This window comes from Pseudomonas sp. OTU5201, assembly GCF_038440135.1.
GTDB lineage: Bacteria > Pseudomonadota > Gammaproteobacteria > Pseudomonadales > Pseudomonadaceae > Metapseudomonas > Metapseudomonas resinovorans.
Window position 1 is genome coordinate 1 of record NZ_JASATC010000026.1, and the last position, 15,787, is coordinate 15,787.

At 64.2% G+C, this 15,787-nt stretch carries 13 protein-coding genes; 4 read left to right on the plus strand and 9 right to left on the minus strand.

The window, feature by feature from the left end; translation table 11 throughout:
- Nucleotides 1-368: 368 nt before the first annotated feature.
- The 4 genes from AAHM40_RS16780 to AAHM40_RS16795 form a co-directional block, all read right to left on the minus strand.
- Nucleotides 369-1,343, minus strand: a complete 975-nt coding sequence (locus tag AAHM40_RS16780; protein ID WP_342245656.1) for a CobW family GTP-binding protein — start codon at nt 1,341-1,343, stop codon at nt 369-371.
- Nucleotides 1,344-1,389: 46 nt separating this feature from the next.
- Nucleotides 1,390-3,126, minus strand: coding sequence for an amidohydrolase (locus tag AAHM40_RS16785; protein WP_342245657.1), 1,737 nt, complete (start codon nt 3,124-3,126; stop codon nt 1,390-1,392).
- Between the two features lie 81 nt (nt 3,127-3,207).
- The gene (locus tag AAHM40_RS16790; protein ID WP_342245658.1) at nt 3,208-4,599 is read right to left on the minus strand and encodes a YjiH family protein; all 1,392 of its coding nucleotides are present in this window, start codon (nt 4,597-4,599) and stop codon (nt 3,208-3,210) included.
- An 89-nt stretch (nt 4,600-4,688) separates the two neighbouring features.
- The gene (locus AAHM40_RS16795; RefSeq protein ID WP_342245659.1) at nt 4,689-5,429 is read right to left on the minus strand and encodes a class II aldolase/adducin family protein; all 741 of its coding nucleotides are present in this window, start codon (nt 5,427-5,429) and stop codon (nt 4,689-4,691) included.
- Nucleotides 5,430-5,609: 180 nt separating this feature from the next.
- Here AAHM40_RS16795 and AAHM40_RS16800 point away from each other — a divergent pair, with 180 nt between their 5' ends.
- Complete coding sequence (locus AAHM40_RS16800; RefSeq protein ID WP_342245660.1) at nt 5,610-6,524, plus strand: LysR substrate-binding domain-containing protein; 915 nt, start codon at nt 5,610-5,612, stop codon at nt 6,522-6,524.
- 69 nt (nt 6,525-6,593) lie between these two features.
- Here the strand turns inward: AAHM40_RS16800 and AAHM40_RS16805 are convergent, their stop codons facing one another.
- From AAHM40_RS16805 to AAHM40_RS16815, 3 genes are all read right to left on the minus strand, one after another.
- The gene (locus tag AAHM40_RS16805; protein WP_280285648.1) at nt 6,594-7,505 is read right to left on the minus strand and encodes a dimethylarginine dimethylaminohydrolase family protein; all 912 of its coding nucleotides are present in this window, start codon (nt 7,503-7,505) and stop codon (nt 6,594-6,596) included.
- A gap of 13 nt (nt 7,506-7,518) precedes the next feature.
- Nucleotides 7,519-8,766 carry a Zn-dependent hydrolase gene (locus tag AAHM40_RS16810; RefSeq protein WP_342245661.1) on the minus strand — a complete coding sequence of 416 codons (1,248 nt, stop codon included), beginning with the start codon at nt 8,764-8,766 and terminating at the stop codon, nt 7,519-7,521.
- A gap of 108 nt (nt 8,767-8,874) precedes the next feature.
- Complete coding sequence (locus tag AAHM40_RS16815) at nt 8,875-9,714, minus strand: helix-turn-helix transcriptional regulator (protein ID WP_342245662.1); 840 nt, start codon at nt 9,712-9,714, stop codon at nt 8,875-8,877.
- A 108-nt stretch (nt 9,715-9,822) separates the two neighbouring features.
- Between AAHM40_RS16815 and AAHM40_RS16820 the strand changes: the two genes are divergently transcribed.
- From AAHM40_RS16820 to AAHM40_RS16830, 3 genes are read left to right on the plus strand one after another with little or no spacing between them, the layout of a single operon-like run.
- Nucleotides 9,823-10,590 carry a (Fe-S)-binding protein gene (locus tag AAHM40_RS16820; RefSeq protein WP_342245663.1) on the plus strand — a complete coding sequence of 256 codons (768 nt, stop codon included), beginning with the start codon at nt 9,823-9,825 and terminating at the stop codon, nt 10,588-10,590.
- A complete protein-coding gene (locus AAHM40_RS16825) occupies nt 10,590-12,002 on the plus strand; it encodes a lactate utilization protein B (RefSeq protein WP_342245664.1) in 1,413 nt (470 codons plus the stop codon). Before AAHM40_RS16820 ends, AAHM40_RS16825 begins: the two co-directional genes overlap by 1 nt.
- Nucleotides 11,999-12,610 (plus strand): LutC/YkgG family protein, encoded by a 612-nt coding sequence (locus tag AAHM40_RS16830; RefSeq protein WP_342245665.1) that lies wholly within the window; start codon nt 11,999-12,001, stop codon nt 12,608-12,610. The genes AAHM40_RS16825 and AAHM40_RS16830 overlap by 4 nt, the downstream gene beginning before the upstream one ends.
- On the opposite strand, the gene AAHM40_RS16835 is transcribed toward AAHM40_RS16830, so the two are convergent.
- Nucleotides 12,599-13,624: a LacI family DNA-binding transcriptional regulator gene (locus AAHM40_RS16835; RefSeq protein ID WP_342245666.1), complete on the minus strand. Its 1,026-nt coding sequence runs from the start codon at nt 13,622-13,624 to the stop codon at nt 12,599-12,601. The genes AAHM40_RS16830 and AAHM40_RS16835 overlap by 12 nt on opposite strands.
- A 348-nt stretch (nt 13,625-13,972) precedes the next feature.
- Nucleotides 13,973-15,583 (minus strand): 5-guanidino-2-oxopentanoate decarboxylase, encoded by a 1,611-nt coding sequence (locus AAHM40_RS16840; RefSeq protein ID WP_342245667.1) that lies wholly within the window; start codon nt 15,581-15,583, stop codon nt 13,973-13,975.
- Nucleotides 15,584-15,787 lie beyond the last annotated feature (204 nt).

Sequence of the window (15,787 nt, forward strand, 5' to 3'; positions counted from 1 at the left end):
AATCCTCGAAAGGCAGAAGGCGCCACGTGTGGCGCCTTCTTTCTTTATCGGGAGCGCAAAAACCAATGACTGGAGATGCTTACTCTGTGGCGGCGAACTGATTCGCTATGTCTGCGTGAGCTGTTGCGAGATTTACCCTCGGGCCGAGAGCCTTGTAGGAGCTGGCTTGCCAGCGAAACGCCGCCACTCGCTGGCAAGCCAGCTCCTACGGGCAATGCAGCTGCCTACAACACGTCATGCAGACATAGACAATTGATTCGTCAAATGACGCGTAGCTACCGCAGGACGTGCGAGAGGCAGAGCCGAGGTTTGCTTGGCAATGGCAATCGGAGCCATAACGCCGCCCTCAACAATCCCAGCACTCGGCCTCAACACGCAATACACGCCTCGAACGCCGACCGCAGCTCAACGGCATCCACCGCCCCGCGCGCTCCGATGACGATCAGTTGGGTATGCGGCGCCCTGCCCTCCCAGCTGTCTTCCGGCTTGATCTCACTGCGGCTGCCAACCAGATGCAGAATACAGCGCTTACCCGGCGCCTCCGCGATCTGGCAGACGCCCTTGGCGCGGTAGATTCCGTTCGGCAGCGCCGCAATCGCCTTGCGCAGCGCCTTGAGGGACAGCGGTCGGTCGCTGACGAAACTCCATGTGTCGAAGATGACGCCATGGTCGTGTGACTGCTCTGAAACCAGCGCCGGTGTGGGCCTCGCGGTTACCGGCCTGAAGCTCCAGGCCGCATTGAAGCGCCCCACACCCAGCACCAGTTCCAGCGGTACCTCGCCGTACTGACTCTCCAGCACCCGAGCATTAGGGTAAAGCCAGCGAGCTTTGAGCGCGTCAATCTGCTCCCGACTGACCCGATCCACCTTGTTCACTACGATGATGTCCGCAACATCCAGCTGCTCCATCGCCAGTTGGGCCATGGTGCCGTCCAGCTGCCCGAACTGCTCGGCATCGACCACCGTCAGGATACTGTCGATGGCCAGCGCTTCGCGGAACTGCGGGTAACGCAGCGTGTTGGCGATCTTGCTCGGATTGGATACCCCGCTCGCCTCGATGACGATGTACTCCGGCCGATTGGCGCGGTCGTCCAGCAAACGCCCGAGCTGCTCGATCAGATCGCTTTCCACGGTGCAGCAGATACAACCGTTGGCCAGGCTGACCATGGTCTGGGTCTGGCTGACGATCAGTTGGCTGTCGATATTGATGGCACCGAAGTCGTTGACCATCACTGCCATGCGCAGACCGTGATCACTGGAGAGGATGCGGTTCAGCAAGGTGGTCTTTCCGGCGCCGAGAAAGCCGGAAACTATGGTCACGGGAATGGGATTGCGTTTACTCATCGTCCTGCCTCTTGGCCGTCGGCCGGGATGCTCCCGGCCTTGCGCATCAGAAGTTCGGCAACTCGCCACGCCAGGTGGCGGCGTAGCTGGTTTCGTCGAACTCGCCATGTCGGTCCCAGGTCACTTCGCCTTCCAGCAGGGTCAGCTGCACTTGGGTGTTGTGGATGTTGCCCTTGGGCGCCACCTCGAACAGGTTGCGATCGAGCACGATGAGGTCGGCGGACTTGCCCACCTCGATGGAACCCGCCTTGTTTTCGATCCCCATGCACCAGGCACCATTGAGCGTCATCACGCGAATGGCCTGCTCCAGGCTGATGGGGCTGCCATAGAACTGACCCTCTTCCTCGCCGTAGGGATTCTCGCGAGTGACCATGGCCTCGAATCCGATCCAGGGATTGATACTGGAAACCGGCCAGTCGGTGCCCATCACGGCCACCCCGCCGTGCTCCAGCACACCCTTGAAGTTGTAAGCGCGCTGCATGCGGTCCTCGCCGAACACGGCGCGGGCGTTGGCGAAGGACGATGGGAACCAGCCCACTGGAGAGAACTCCGCCGTAACCTGCAATTCGGCGAAGCGCGGCAGGTTGGCGTCCAGCAGTGTGGTGCTGTGGGCGCACTGATGGCGCACGCCACTCTCGCCGTTACGCCGGCGCGCTTCGGCTACGGCATCGAGGAACAGGTCGGAGGCGCCGTCGCCGGTGCAATGGGCGATCACGCGAATGCCCTTGCGATCCATGTCCACCACCATGTCGGTGATGTGCTCCGGTGTCAGGTTGAGGTGCCCGCGCCAGCTGCTTTCACCCGGCCAGGCACTGGACAGGTAGGACGAGCGCGACTCGTGGGTGCCGTCGAAGTGGAACTTCACCGCATTGGCATTGAGCCGCGCACTTCTATAGAAGTGCCGCTCGCCGGCCAGCAGCTCCCAACGGCGCTTCACCGGGAAAATATCGTCTTGCCAACTGATGGCGGCTTCCACGCGGACTGAAAGCTCGCCGACCTGGTCGATGGACTTCAGCGCATTGAGGCGGTGTTCGCAGACATGCACGTACTTGGTACCAACCACGCCATGACCGCTCTGGAACCAGACGCCTTCGCGGTACGCACGCCTGAGCGCGTGCTGGGGAGTTGGTGGCATGGCGGCATGAATCAGCGCGTAGGCGCCGTCGACCAGAATGCCGGTGGGCTCACCTGTCACGCTGTCGCGCTCGATGTAGCCATGACGCGGGTCCAGGGTATTGGCGTCGATACCGGCCAGCTCCAGGGCCCTGGAGTTGACCATCATGCAGCCCCAGGACCGGTCGAGGATGGCCACCGGGCGATTCGGCAGCACACTGTCCAGCCATTCGCGATCCGGCACCAGGCCGGCCTGCTTGAAGGTGTAGCGGACAAAATACTGGCCGTAGACCCAGCCATCGCCAGGATGGGCAGCGGCGTAGTCGAGAATGGCTTGCTTGACCTGCTCCGGTGTCGGATCCTCGACGCCGACTTCCAGATAACCCGCGTAGCCAGGCGCCAGCTTCAGGTCCGGATGGGTATGCATGTCGTAGATGCCAGGCATGGCGAAGCGGCCCTTCAGGTCGAGGACCTGGGTATGGGCGCCGATCAGGCCATCCATCTCGGCGCTGGAGCCGACCGCGACGAACCGCCCGCCGCGAATGGCCACCGCTTCGGCCCAGGTGTTGGACTCGTCCACGGTGTAGATGCGGCCGTTGAGCAGCACGAGGTCGGCGGCGCCGGAGGGCCCCGGGAGGTTCGACGAGCGGAAGTCGGTGTGTTTATCCATGGCAGTGAAGTCCGAATCGGGAATCTTGTTATGGGCTTGGGGCCGGGGTACCTGGCGGCACCCCGGCAGCCGGTCAACTGGTCAGCCGACGATCAGGTGGGCCAGCAGCGCCAGGATCGGCAGCGAAACCAGGACCCGCACTACGTAGATCAGCAGCAGGTCACGCAGCTTCAGGCCGATGTCAGCGCGGATCAGCAGAATGGCCGCTTCGGTGAAGAAGATGATCTGGTTAACCGCCACGCCCACCATCACGAAGCGAGTGACCTCGCTCTGGATGCTGGCCCCCAGGATCGACGGCATGATGCTGTCGACCATGCCTGCCAACAGCGCAGGGGCGGCCTTCTCGGCTTCTGGCAACTGCAGCAGTTCCATGTAGGGCACCAGCGGGATCGCCATGTATTTGAACAGCGGAGTGAACTCCACCAGGGCCAGGCCCAGGCAGCCAATCACCATCATTGCCGGGTAGACGGAGATGGCGATGTCCATGCTCACGTGAACGCCATGTCGCACCTGGGCGAAGATCGACGGTGCGGTGTCCGCACGCTCGATGGCGCGGCGCAGGCCCAGGGCGAACAGACCTTCGCCTTCGCGGCGATCGGTCTTCAGTTGCTTGCCCACGACGGGGTGATAGGCATTCGGCTTGCCACGCAGCGGCGGCAACTTGGGCACGATCAGGGCACAGAGCAGGCCGGTGATGGCCACTGCGATGTACCAGGGCACGAAGACGTGCTCCATGCCGATCAGTTTCAGCAGCAGGTAGGAATAGGCAATCGACACAATGGAGAAGTTGGTGGCGATCACACAGGCCTCGCGGCTGGTGTAGAAGCCCTGGCGATACTGCTGGGTGGTAAGGATGATGCCCACGCTGGAGGCCGCCAGCCAGGAGGCCATGCAGTCCACCGCGGCGCGGCCGGGCAGGCCGAACAGCTTCTCGAAGCCACGGCTGACCAGGCTGCCGACGAACTCCATCAGGCCATAGTCAGTGAGCAGCGGCAGCAGGATGGCCGAGAGGAAATAGATGGCCAGCACGACCGGGCCGACGTCATAGAGCATCACGCCGCCGGTGTTGCGGTGCCAGATCCACTCCGGCCCGATCTTCCAATAGGTCATCACCATCAGCACGGCGCCGATGGCGCGCACGGCGGTCCAGCCCAGCCCCGGGTTGAACAGCTGGATGAAGCGGTTGGGGTTCTTCTTCAGTGCGCTGAAGGTCACCAGCAGGGTGATCAGACTGGGGATGGTCGCAACACCGACGGTGACCGGCACCATCATCGGTTTGACCACGTCGTTGATGTAGTCGATCACGTAGGCAATGAGGATGTTGCTCTTGCCGTTGATCTCGAACGGCACCAGGAACAGCATCACGCCGATCAGCGACGGGATCAGGAAACGCAGCAGCTGTGCGGTGCTGTACTGGCTCAAGGGACCTCCGGACTGGGGAAGTACCGATCCGGCATCAGGTTGTTCTTGCATGGTCACACCTTTTTGTATTTGTAGTGGATGATGCACCGGTCGCTGGTGGCCCCGGCTCGCACGGCAGATTCAAGCGTTCGGAACGGGCATCAGGCCCTGAAGGTCGCGCCCAGGCGGTCCAGTCGACGCAATTCGGCCTGCCAGACCAGGTCGACGCTTTCCAGGTGGTAGCGTTCGTTATCGAACTGACGGGCCGTGAAATCACAATCGTCATGAGACGGAATGCGCAGCGGGCGGCCAGTTTTCATGGCCTCCAGCTGAATCTCGCAGGCCTTGTTCAGGTAGAACATCAGGAAGTAGGCCTCAGCCACACTGCGGCCGACAGTCAGCAGTCCATGGTTGCGGAGGATGGCGGACTTCTTGTCGCCCAGCGCGGCGACGATGCGCTGGCGCACTTCCAGGTCCAGCGGAATGCCTTCGTAGTCGTAATAGGCAACCCGCTCGTAGAACGCCATGTTGGTCTGGTTCAGCGGCAACAGCCCTTCTTCAAGGGCCGCCACGGCCATGCCGGCCAAGGTGTGGGTGTGCATTACACAGACGGCATCGTGGCGGTGCATGTGAATGGCGCTGTGGATGGTGAAACCGGCGGGGTTAACTTCGGGGGCGCGGTCGTCGAGCTTGCGGCCGTTGACGTCGATCGCCACCAGGTTGGAGGCGGTGACCTCATCCGGGCGCAAGCCGTACTGGTTGATCAGGAAAGCAGGCTCATCCGTCGGCAGCCTGACCGAGATATGGGTGAAGACCTGGTCGCTCCAGCCATTGACCTCCAGCAGCCGATAAGCGGCAGCGAGGTCGGTACGGAGCATCTGTTCATTGCTGCTTGTTGTCATGGAGCATTCCAGCCGGTCAAGTATCGACATCGCTGGGCAGCTCGGCGCGTCCGTGAGCCTACGCAACCGGGGGATGCGCCTACCCTTCAATGGTCCCTCGGGGCGGAGATTAGAGCGCTTGCCCAGGTGCGAATATCGATATATCTTGCTGACAATCATTCCAAAATGTAATGAACTGCAATGCGCCGCCAGCTCCCCAGTATGATTTCCCTCAGCTGCTTCGCCGCTTTCGCCCGACACATGAGCGTGACCCGCGCCGCCGAGGAGCTGAACCTCACCCAGAGCGCCGTCAGCCGGCAGATCAAGAATCTGGAAGACATGCTCGGCTGCCCGCTGGTGGAGAAGGTGCGCCAGCGCCTGCTGCTGACCGACCAGGGCCGTGAGTACGTGCAAGAAGTCAGCCTGCTGCTGGACCAACTGGAAGCCGCCACCATGCGCGTACGCAGCAGCCACTCCGGACGCCTGAGAGTTGGCGCCGAACCCTCCTTCACCACCCGTTGGTTGCTGCCCAAGCTCAAGGAATACGCCCGAGAGCATCCCGAAGTCGAACTGGAAATCATGAACGACCTGCGCCGCCTCTATGACCGGCACGAAGGTTATGACGTGGGTATTCTGTACGGTGACGGCGACTGGCCGGAGTTCGATGCGCGATTACTGATGGAGGGCGAGATGGTCGCCGTTTGCACGCCGGACTTGCTGGAACGCTTCGGCCCCATCGTCGAGCGGCGCGATATCCTGCGCTATCCCCTGCTCCACCACAGCTCGCTCACCAGCCTGACCAAGTCCTCTACCCAGCTCTGGCTGCACAGTGCCGGCCTTTCTGCCAAGGAAATAGAGGCCTTGCCCGGCCAGCGCCTGGAACATTTCCAGTTCGTGCTCGACGCAGCCCTGCACGGCCTCGGGGCAACAGTGCTGCCGCGCTTCTTCGTCGATCGCGAGGTCAAGGATGGCCACTTGGTGATCGCCTGCCAGCAGCCGCTGGTGGCAGGAAAATACTACGTAGTGATACCGAAGCAGAGCCGTGACCCGAAACTCAGGCGCTTTGCCGATTGGCTGCTGCAATGGGCGGAAGGTCCAGGGGCGGATAGCGACTGAAGGGTGATGATTTCAATGGCAGAGTGAGCCGCAGGTTCGCCCCGCGGCCCTCCCCCGACAACGCTGCCGTCAGACCGGATCGCGGCGCAGCGGCTGGCACATGCAATGCACGCCACCACCGCCTTTGGCGATCATGCTGATGTCCGGGTCATAGACCTTCAGGCCCAGCGCCAGGCACTTCTCCTTCAGCGTCTTGCTGGTGGAAGGCAACAGTACCCTGCCCTCGCCTAGCGCCACCACATTGCAGCCCAGCTCCATCGCATCCTTGAAGGGGATATCGACGATCTCAATGCCCTTGGCCTTCAGCCAGTCAACCAGCTCCGGCTCCACGGCATCCACGCACACGGCGGCCAGACGCTCGGCCAGCATCACGCAGAGGGCGTCCATGTGTACGAAGAACGGGTCCATGCCGTAGAGCTTCACTTCCCAGCCTTCGGCCTCCAGCCAGCCCTTCATCTGCTGCACCGCCGGCTCCTGGGAGCGCTCGCCGGTATAGCCGCAGAGAATCACGCCCGGCTGCAGCATCATGAAATCGCCGCCTTCGAAAGACCCGGCGGTGACCATGTCGTAGATCGGGATGCCGTTGTCCTTGTAGAACTGGATCACCGGCGCGTACTCGCCGCGACGCCACCACTGGGCCATCTGGGTGACGATAGGACCGAAGGGCGTCATCACACTGGAGTCTCGGGCGAACACCTGATACTTCAGGCTCGGGTCCGTCGGCAGCATGTGCACCGTCACGCCCGCCTCCCGATACGCGTCCACCATCTCCGCATGCTGGGCACGCGCGACGGCGGCGTCGAAGCGATAGCCAAGGCGCAGGCTCTTGCGCGAGATGGAGCTGGTTTCCAGCCAGTGGTAGTGATCCACCGGGCCGAGCAGGACGTCACGCAGGACGCCGTACTCGGAATCGGCCCCCCAGTTTTCCAGACGTGGGGTATCGCCACCGTCGCGGCGGTGTTTCAGGGTGAATGCGCTCATCAGGTTCTCCAGGTCAGGATTGAGCCATGCGCAGCATGGCGTGCAGCAGGACGTTGGCGCCGGCCTCCAGGTCGGCAGGTGCGGCGTTTTCCGCCTCGTTGTGACTGATGCCCCCTTCGCAGGGGACGAAGATCATGCTGGTGGGGGCGACCCGCGACAGGTACACCGAATCATGGCCGGCACCGCTGCACATCCGCAGATGCGAATAGCCGAGCTCATCCACTGCGCCTTGCACAGCCGCCACGCAGTCGCCATTGAAAGTCACCGCCGGGGAATGCCATTCCTCGCGAATGTCTGCCTGCAACCGATGGCGACTGGCCTCCTCGGCAACGATGCGGCGAAACTCGGCGTCCAGTCGCTCCAGCACAGCCTGGTCGGGGTGGCGCAGGTCCACCGCCAGTACCAGGCGCTCCGGCACCGTATTGCGCGAGCCGGGCTCGGCGCGGATGTCGCCAAAGGTCACGCGAGCCCAGGGCCCATGTTCCTCGGCCAGTTGGTAGAGGCGCGGAAGGAGGGCGCCAAGCCCCATGAATGGATCGCGACGCACCGTCATCGGCGTGGGGCCGGCATGCACCGGCTGTCCTTCCAGTGTCAGGTCGTACCAACGGATACCTTGCACCCCGGTGACCACGCCCACCTGCAGACCCTCGGTTTCGAGGATCGGCCCCTGCTCGATATGCACTTCGAAGGAGGCCGTCAGTGGGCGAGCCCGCGCAGGGCGCTCTCCCAGGTAACCGATGCGGGCCAACTCGCTGGCGATACTCGCGCCCTGCTTGTCCGTGCGGCCGTGGCCATAGGCAAGGTCGAAGGTACCCGCCCAGACACCCGAGCCGATCATGGCCGGCGAGAAGCGCGCGCCTTCTTCGTTGGTCCACACCGCCACCTCCAGCGGGGCACGCGTGCGAATACCGGCGTCGTTCAGGGTCTGGATCACTTCCAGCCCCGCCAGCACGCCATAGACGCCGTCGAAGCGGCCACCGGTAGGCTGGGTATCCAGGTGCGAGCCGGTGAGCACCGGCGGCAGGTCGTCTTCGAGGCCGGCGCGGCGGGCGAAGACGTTGCCCATCTGGTCCACGCTGATCTCACAACCCGCTTCGCGGCACCAGCCCACGAAAAGGTCGCGACCGGCCTTGTCCAGGTCCGTCAGGGCCTGCCGGTTGCAACCGCCCTGCTCGGTGGCGCCGATCCGCGCCATGTCCATGAGGCGGCCCCAGAGGCGCTCGCCGCTGATGCGCAATGAATGGATTTGTGTGTTGGCCATGCTGCTGTCTCCCGGTTGGCCACCGGCGCGCGGCCGGCGGTGACGATGGGGGACAGCCTAGGTTCGGCCATCGGGCGGAACCATACCCAGATTAGGGTAAGTGCCCGGTCATGCCGCGCCCGGCGTGGCAATGGCGGCCAGGAACAGCGAAAACAGTTCGCCCTGGGAGCTGATGCCGAGCTTGGCATGGATATTCTTGCGATGGACCCGCACCGTATCCGCGCTGATGGCCAATTCATGCGCCACCGATTTCGACGAGTGCCCCCGCAGGATCAGCCGCGCGACTTCAGCCTCCCGATCAGTCAGGCAGTCACCACCGAACCGATTGAAGGCGCGTTCCAGCTGCGCGTGCAGGGCCTGCCCCGCGCCATCGCCGCTGACCGCTTCCGCTGCCCAGTGCCTGCGGGCAGCAGCGGCCACCAGAGGCTCGATAGATGCCAGCACGGCAAGCTCCTCGGGCGCAAAGGCGCCGTGGGAAGCGATTCGCCCCATCGACAGGGCAATACCACCTGCGCGCTCCAGGCCGATAAGAATGTTCACTTCATCCGCCAGCCCGTGGGACGAGTAGAAATTGCGGTAGTACTCGGACTCCTGGAACTGGTCGGGCGCGATATCGGCCAACCGCACCAACCCCTGGCGACGCCCCTCGACACACGCCAGGTGCACCGGGTCCAGCAGGTAGGGGCCGGCCAGATAGCGATGAACCTCCTCGCGCCGCACGGGCAGCACCCGCCCTTCCTCCAGCATGGCCGGGGGTTGGCCCGGGGCATGGGCGACGATGAAGGCCGTGTCGATGGGCACGGCAGCGAAGAGTGCCTGCAACAGGCGCGCGGGAAATTCCGGCTGGCCGATGGTATCGATCAGGCTGGCTTCCAATCGTAGCCACTGGGCGAGGTCGAAGACGGAGGAGCTCAAGGCATCGCGACTCGGGAAAGGAAAACGCTGCATTCTCCACCAGCCCCGGACCGCAGGTCACCCTGCCAGGTATCGCGTTGACAAGAATGTTATCGCTAACATAGAGTCCGCCACACCCAAATACGACTCAGCCGGTGCCCGATGTCCAACTCGAAACCTCGCGTGGCGCTCTTTCACACCTGCCTGGTGGACCTCTACCGCCCCAGTGTCGGCTTCGCTGCCGTCCGCCTGTTGGAACAGGCCGGCTGCCAGGTGGAGGTGCCCGCGAACCAGACCTGCTGCGGCCAGCCGGCCTTCAACAGCGGTGCCACAGGACTCGCGCGTGAACTCGCGCAGAAGCTGATCGAAGCGTTCGCCGGCTATGACTACGTCGTGGGGCCCTCCGGCTCCTGCGTCAGTCTTCTCAAGCTGCACTACCCGCAGCTGCTAGAGGACGACGCGGCCTGGCATGGACGTGCACTCGACCTGGCCGGTCGCAGTCATGAGCTGTTGAGTTTCCTCGACGAGGTCATGAACTTCCGCCCCGCCGCACGCCTGCCTGGCATTGCCACTTATCACGACAGCTGCTCCGGCCTGCGTGAGTTGGGCATCAAGCACCAACCACGGCGCCTGTTGGCGGGGGTCGACGAGCTGGAACAGGTGGAAATGGACGAAGCGGAAACCTGCTGCGGCTTCGGCGGCACCTTTTGTGTGAAGTACCCCGACATTTCCGCGCGCATGGCCAGCCAGAAGGTCGCGAACATCCATGCCAGCGGCGCCGACACTGTGCTCGGCGGCGACCTCGGTTGCCTGCTCAACATCAGCGGTCGCTTGACCCGGCTGGGCAGTCCGGTACGGGTATTCCACGTCGCCGAAGTGCTGGCGGGCATGGCAGATGGCCTTGCAATCGGCGAAGGGAGAAGCGACTGATGGAATTGCGTTCCGCCCGCTTCAAGTCCGCGGCCCGTGTTGCGCTGTTCGACCCCGAACTGCAAGAGGCGATGGCCGATAACCGCCACTTCGCCGCCCACGTTCGCCGCCAGGTAGGTGCCACCGGCAGTTTCCAGGCCCTGCGCGACGAGGCACGCGCCATCAAGGATCACACCCTGGCGCACCTCGACCATTACCTGGAGCGCTACGAAGCCGCCGCTTCCCAACGTGGCGTCCAGGTCCACTGGGCCGCCACGCCGGAGGAGGCCCAGGCGCAAGTCCTCGCCATCTGCCGGCAGGCTGGAGCGCGCCAGGTTATCAAAGGCAAGACCATGATCGGCGAAGAAATGGGCATCAACGCTGCCCTGGCCCGAGCCGGCATCCAGCGCTTCGAAACCGACCTGGGCGAGTACATCCTCCAGTTGGCCGACGAGCCGCCCAGCCACATCAACGGACCGGCGATCCACAAGACGCTCAGGCAGGTCCAGGCGCTGTTCCATGAGCACCACCAGGACCTGGGCCGCGACGAGTACCTGCTCGACCCGGCTGACCTGTTGGCGGAAGCCCGACGATTGTTGCGCCAGCGGTTCATCGACGCAGACGTTGGCATCACCGGCGCCAACTTCCTCGTTGCCGAAGACGGCACGCACGTGCTGGTGACCAACGAGGGCAACGGCGACCTGACCAGCCTGCTGCCACGGGTGCGCATCGTCCTGGCGAGCATCGAGAAGGTGTTGCCGACGCTGGCCGACGCAGGCACCCATCTGCAACTGCTGGCCCTCAGTGCCACCGGCCAGCCGCTGACCAGCTACACCTCGATCTACGGCGGCCCAGCCGATGACGGTCCCGAGGAATGCCATGTGGTGTTGCTGGACAACGGCCGCAGCGAGATGCTCGCCGGCGCATTCCGCCCCATGCTGCGCTGCATTCGCTGCGCCGCGTGCATGGACAACTGCCCGGTGTACAACTGGGTCGGCGGACATGCCTATGGCTGGATCTATCCCGGCCCCATGGGATCGGTCTGGACGCCGAACCTCGCCGGCCTCGAAGACACCCGCGACCTGCCCAACGCCTGCACCCTGAATGGCCGCTGCAAAGAAGTCTGCCCGATGCAGATTCCTCTGCCCGACATGCTCCGCGAGCTGCGCCATCAGCAGTGGCAGCGGCACCTGACACCAACCGGCAGTCGCTGGGGCCTGCGCCTGTGGGGCGCCTTGGCGCGCCGCCCTGCCCTTTACCGGTTCGCCAGCGCGATGCTCGCGCAAATCCTGCACCGGGTCGCTGGCAGTCGAGGACGCTTGCGTCGCCTGCCCCTTGCAGGTGCCTGGACAGCCGAACGCGACATGCCGGCGCCACAGGGTGCGACCTTCCAGCGACTCTGGGAAAAGCAACAGAAGAGGGATGCACCATGAGCGACTCACGCGCAGCGATCCTCGACAAGGTTCGCCTGGCAGTCGGACGTCAGCCGGGAGATGCACCAGCGCCCAGGCCGTTCTCCAGCGCAATCGCCCTGGCCGCTGACGGCGACCTGGAGCAACGCCTGCGCGAACGGCTCGCCGCTACAGGCGTGACCTTGGAATACCTGCCAGGCATGCAGGCGCTGCCCGACGCCCTCGCCGGCTATCTGGCGCGGCGGAGACTGGCAGGACCGGTCGCCCTCGCCCCATCCCTGGCCAGCGTGGATTGGCGTGACCTTCCGGTGGACGTCGGCAGCGCCCTGCCCCATCACAGGGTCGCCGTGGGCGAGGCCTTCGCCGGCATCGCCGCGACGGGCAGCCTGGTGATGCTCGCCGATACCAACAACCCGCCCCGGCTCAACTTCCTGCCGGAGCATCACCTGGTGGTGCTGTCACGCAGCCGACTGCTGGCGCGTCTGGAGCAACTCTGGCCATTACTGAAGGCGCGCGACACCCAGGCGGTGCACTTGGTGACCGGCCCGTCCAGTACGGCGGATATCGGCGGGCAGTTGCTCTACGGCGCCCATGGGCCGCACGCGGTGCATGTGCTGTTAACGCCTTAGCGCCGTCGACTCCCGCGCCACCAATTCGCTGCCCACGTCCACCAGTGCGTCCCAGGAGTGCTCGCCGCGAATGCGCTGACAGAGCAGCTCCACGGTGGCGTTTGCCACCCGCTCGGAGGGGATTCGCACGGTAGTCAGCGAGGGCATCGCCACCCGCGCAATGGGTAGGTCACCAAAGCCACAAATGGCGACTTCGTCCGGAACCCGGACGCCTAGGCGCTGGCAGGTGAAGAGCGCGCCAATGGCTGGCATGTCGTTGGTAAAGAAAGCGCTGTCGCAGTTGATCTCACCGCGGGCGAGGCGCTGGATCACCTCCACGCCGTCATCGATGTGCGGCACAGGCGAAGTCTTGAAACGCTGCGGTTCGATGCCCAGGCCGTCGAGAATGGCCTGGCGGAAGCCGGCGAAGCGCAGGTTCTCGCGCTCATCGTCGTACCCGAAAAAGGCCGGCTTGCGGTAACCGCATTCCACCAGGTGACGTCCCGCCGCGGCGCCGGCGGCCCAGTTGGAGAAGCCCACCACTTGCCCCACAGGCTGGCGCGGCATTTCGCCCTCGGGCAGGTCCCAGAGTTCGATCACCGGAATGTCGGTGGACTGAAGCAGTTCCAGGGTCTCAGGCGCGTGATAGCCATAGGCGAGGATCAGGCCGTCCAGTTGGCGGCCGAGGAACGCCCGCAACAGCTTGCCTTCTTCTTCCTGGGAGAAACGGGTTTCACCGATCAACAGGTGGTAGCCGGCGCGGGCCAGACCCTGCTGGAGGATTTCGATGGTGGTGGCGAGGATGGGGTTGGTGATGGTGGTGATCAGCGCCCCGACGATGCCGCTGCGGCGTGTCACCAGTTGGCTGGCGGCGAGGTTGGGCACGTAGCCCAGCTCGCGCACCGCCTGCTCGACCTTCAGCCGGGTCTGCTCAGAGACCACGTCGGGCTTGGAAAGGGCCCGCGACACCGTCATGCCGGAAACCCCGGCGAGCCGGGCTACGTCCTGCAGCGTGGGTTTGCTCTTGGTCGACATCCTGGCCTCTGGCGGCGTTCTCGGGGAGGGGCATTATTCCCGAACACCCCCTGTGGTGGCGATTCGTGATTTGTAGGGGCGATTTCAATCGCCAAGCGGACCGCAGGTTCGCCCTGGGTTCCACCCGGGGCGGCTACGCCGCCCTAGGCGAATGAATTCGCTATGTCTGCGTTAGCGGTTGCGAGAGATTTCCCATCCGGCCAAGAGCCTTGCAGGAGCTGGCTTGCCAGCGAAACGGGGCCATTCGCTGGCAAGCCAGCTCCTACGGGCAGTGCAGCTGCTTGCAACACGTAATGCAGACAGAGCCAATGAATTCGCCCCCACAGAAAAGCGAAGACCTCGCCTGGATCAGGCCAGGAACTCCGCGTGCTCCCACACCTCGATCACCGTCGGGCGGTCGGCCTTGGCGGCCGTCTTCAGCAGCTCGGCCAGGTGGTCCAGGCTCTCGGCCTTCTCGGCATTGCAGCCAAAGGCACGGGCCAAGCCCTGGAAGTCCGGCGTGTAGATGTCGACGCCGATGGTGGGGATATCGCGGTTCTTCATGTAGCGCTTGATCTCGCCGTAACCGCTGTTGTTCCACAGCAGCACGATGATCGGCGCGCCGGCTTCCACGGCCGAGGCCAGTTCCGGCAGGGTGAACTGAATACCACCGTCACCGATCAGGGCGATTACCGGGCGCTCGGGCGCGGCCAACTTGGCGCCAACGGCCGCCGGCAGGCCGTAGCCCAAGGTGCCGTAGCCAGTGGCGGAGTTGAACCAGCTGCGCGGACGGGTCGCTTCGAACAGGTGGTTGCCGGAATACACCGGCTGAGTCGAGTCACCCGCCACGATCAGGTCCGGCAGGGTCTGCTGCAGGGTCTCCAGTACCTTGCGCTGGCCATTCCAGGTTTCCGGCCACTGGGCGTCCAGTTCGTCACGCACCTTGGCGGCACGCTGCGAACCTGCGCTGTCAGCACTGAAGGCAGCACCCGCGCCGAGGGCGTCGGCCAGGGCAGCCATGGCCTTGCCGGAGTCGCTGAGGATGGCGATGTCGGCCGGGTAGTTGCGGTTCAGTTGTTCGGCGTCGATGTCGATACGGATCAGTTGGCTCTCGATGCGGAAGTTGCCGTCGAACACCACGTCATAGTCGGTTTCGCCCAGCTCGGTACCAATGGCCAGCACCACGTCGGACTCCAGCACCATCTGGCGCACCGGCACCCAGGCCTGGTTGCAGCCCAACGCCAGCGGGTGGCCCTTGGGCAGCACGCCCTTGGCGTTGATGGTGTAGGCGGTGGGCGCATCCAGCGCTTCGACCAGACGCTGCGCTTCGGCGCCCGCATCAGCGCAGCCGCCACCCAGCAGGACCAGCGGGCGCTTGGCGGTCTTGAGCATTTCGGCAGCGCGGGCGATGGCGTCCAGGCAAGGGCCGGGGCGGCTCGGCAGTGCGCCCAGCTTGCGACGTACATGGTCGGCCGGGGCCGTGATCACGTCGATTGGGATCTCGATGTGCACCGGGCGCGGACGGGCGCCATTGAACACGGCGAAGGCGCGGGTCAGTACCTCCGGAAGTTCGTCCGGGCGCATCAGGGTGTGGCTGAAGGCGGCGACACCGGACACCAGGTTGCGCTGCGACGGCAGCTCATGCAGGCGGCCACCGCCCATGCCCAGTTGTTCGGTGTTGTTGACGCTGGAGATCACCAGCATGGGAATGGAGTCGGCATACGCCTGGCCCATGGCGGTGGTGATGTTGGTCATGCCCGGGCCGGTGATGATGAAGCACACGCCTGGCTTGCCAGAGACACGGGCATAGCCGTCAGCCATGAAGCCGGCGCCTTGTTCGTGGCGGGGCGTCACATGACGGATACCGGTATTGGGCAGGCCGCGATATAGCTCCACCGTGTGCACACCCGGGATACCGAACACGGTATCCACACCAAAGCCTTCCAGCAGCTCAACCAGCAGCTCTCCGCAGGTCAACATGGGCAGTCCTCCAAAGGATCGGTCAACGAATGTGGCGCACTCTAACATCAGATTGTTAGCGTTAACATCGCTTTTGTCGGAATTGCCTGTAGGAGCCCGCTTGCTGGCGAAAATGTCCGCGTTCGCTAGCAAGCTAGCTCCTGCAAGGGACTCCAGGGCCTTCAACACTTTACGCAGACATAGCCGCTTCATTCGCCATGGCCA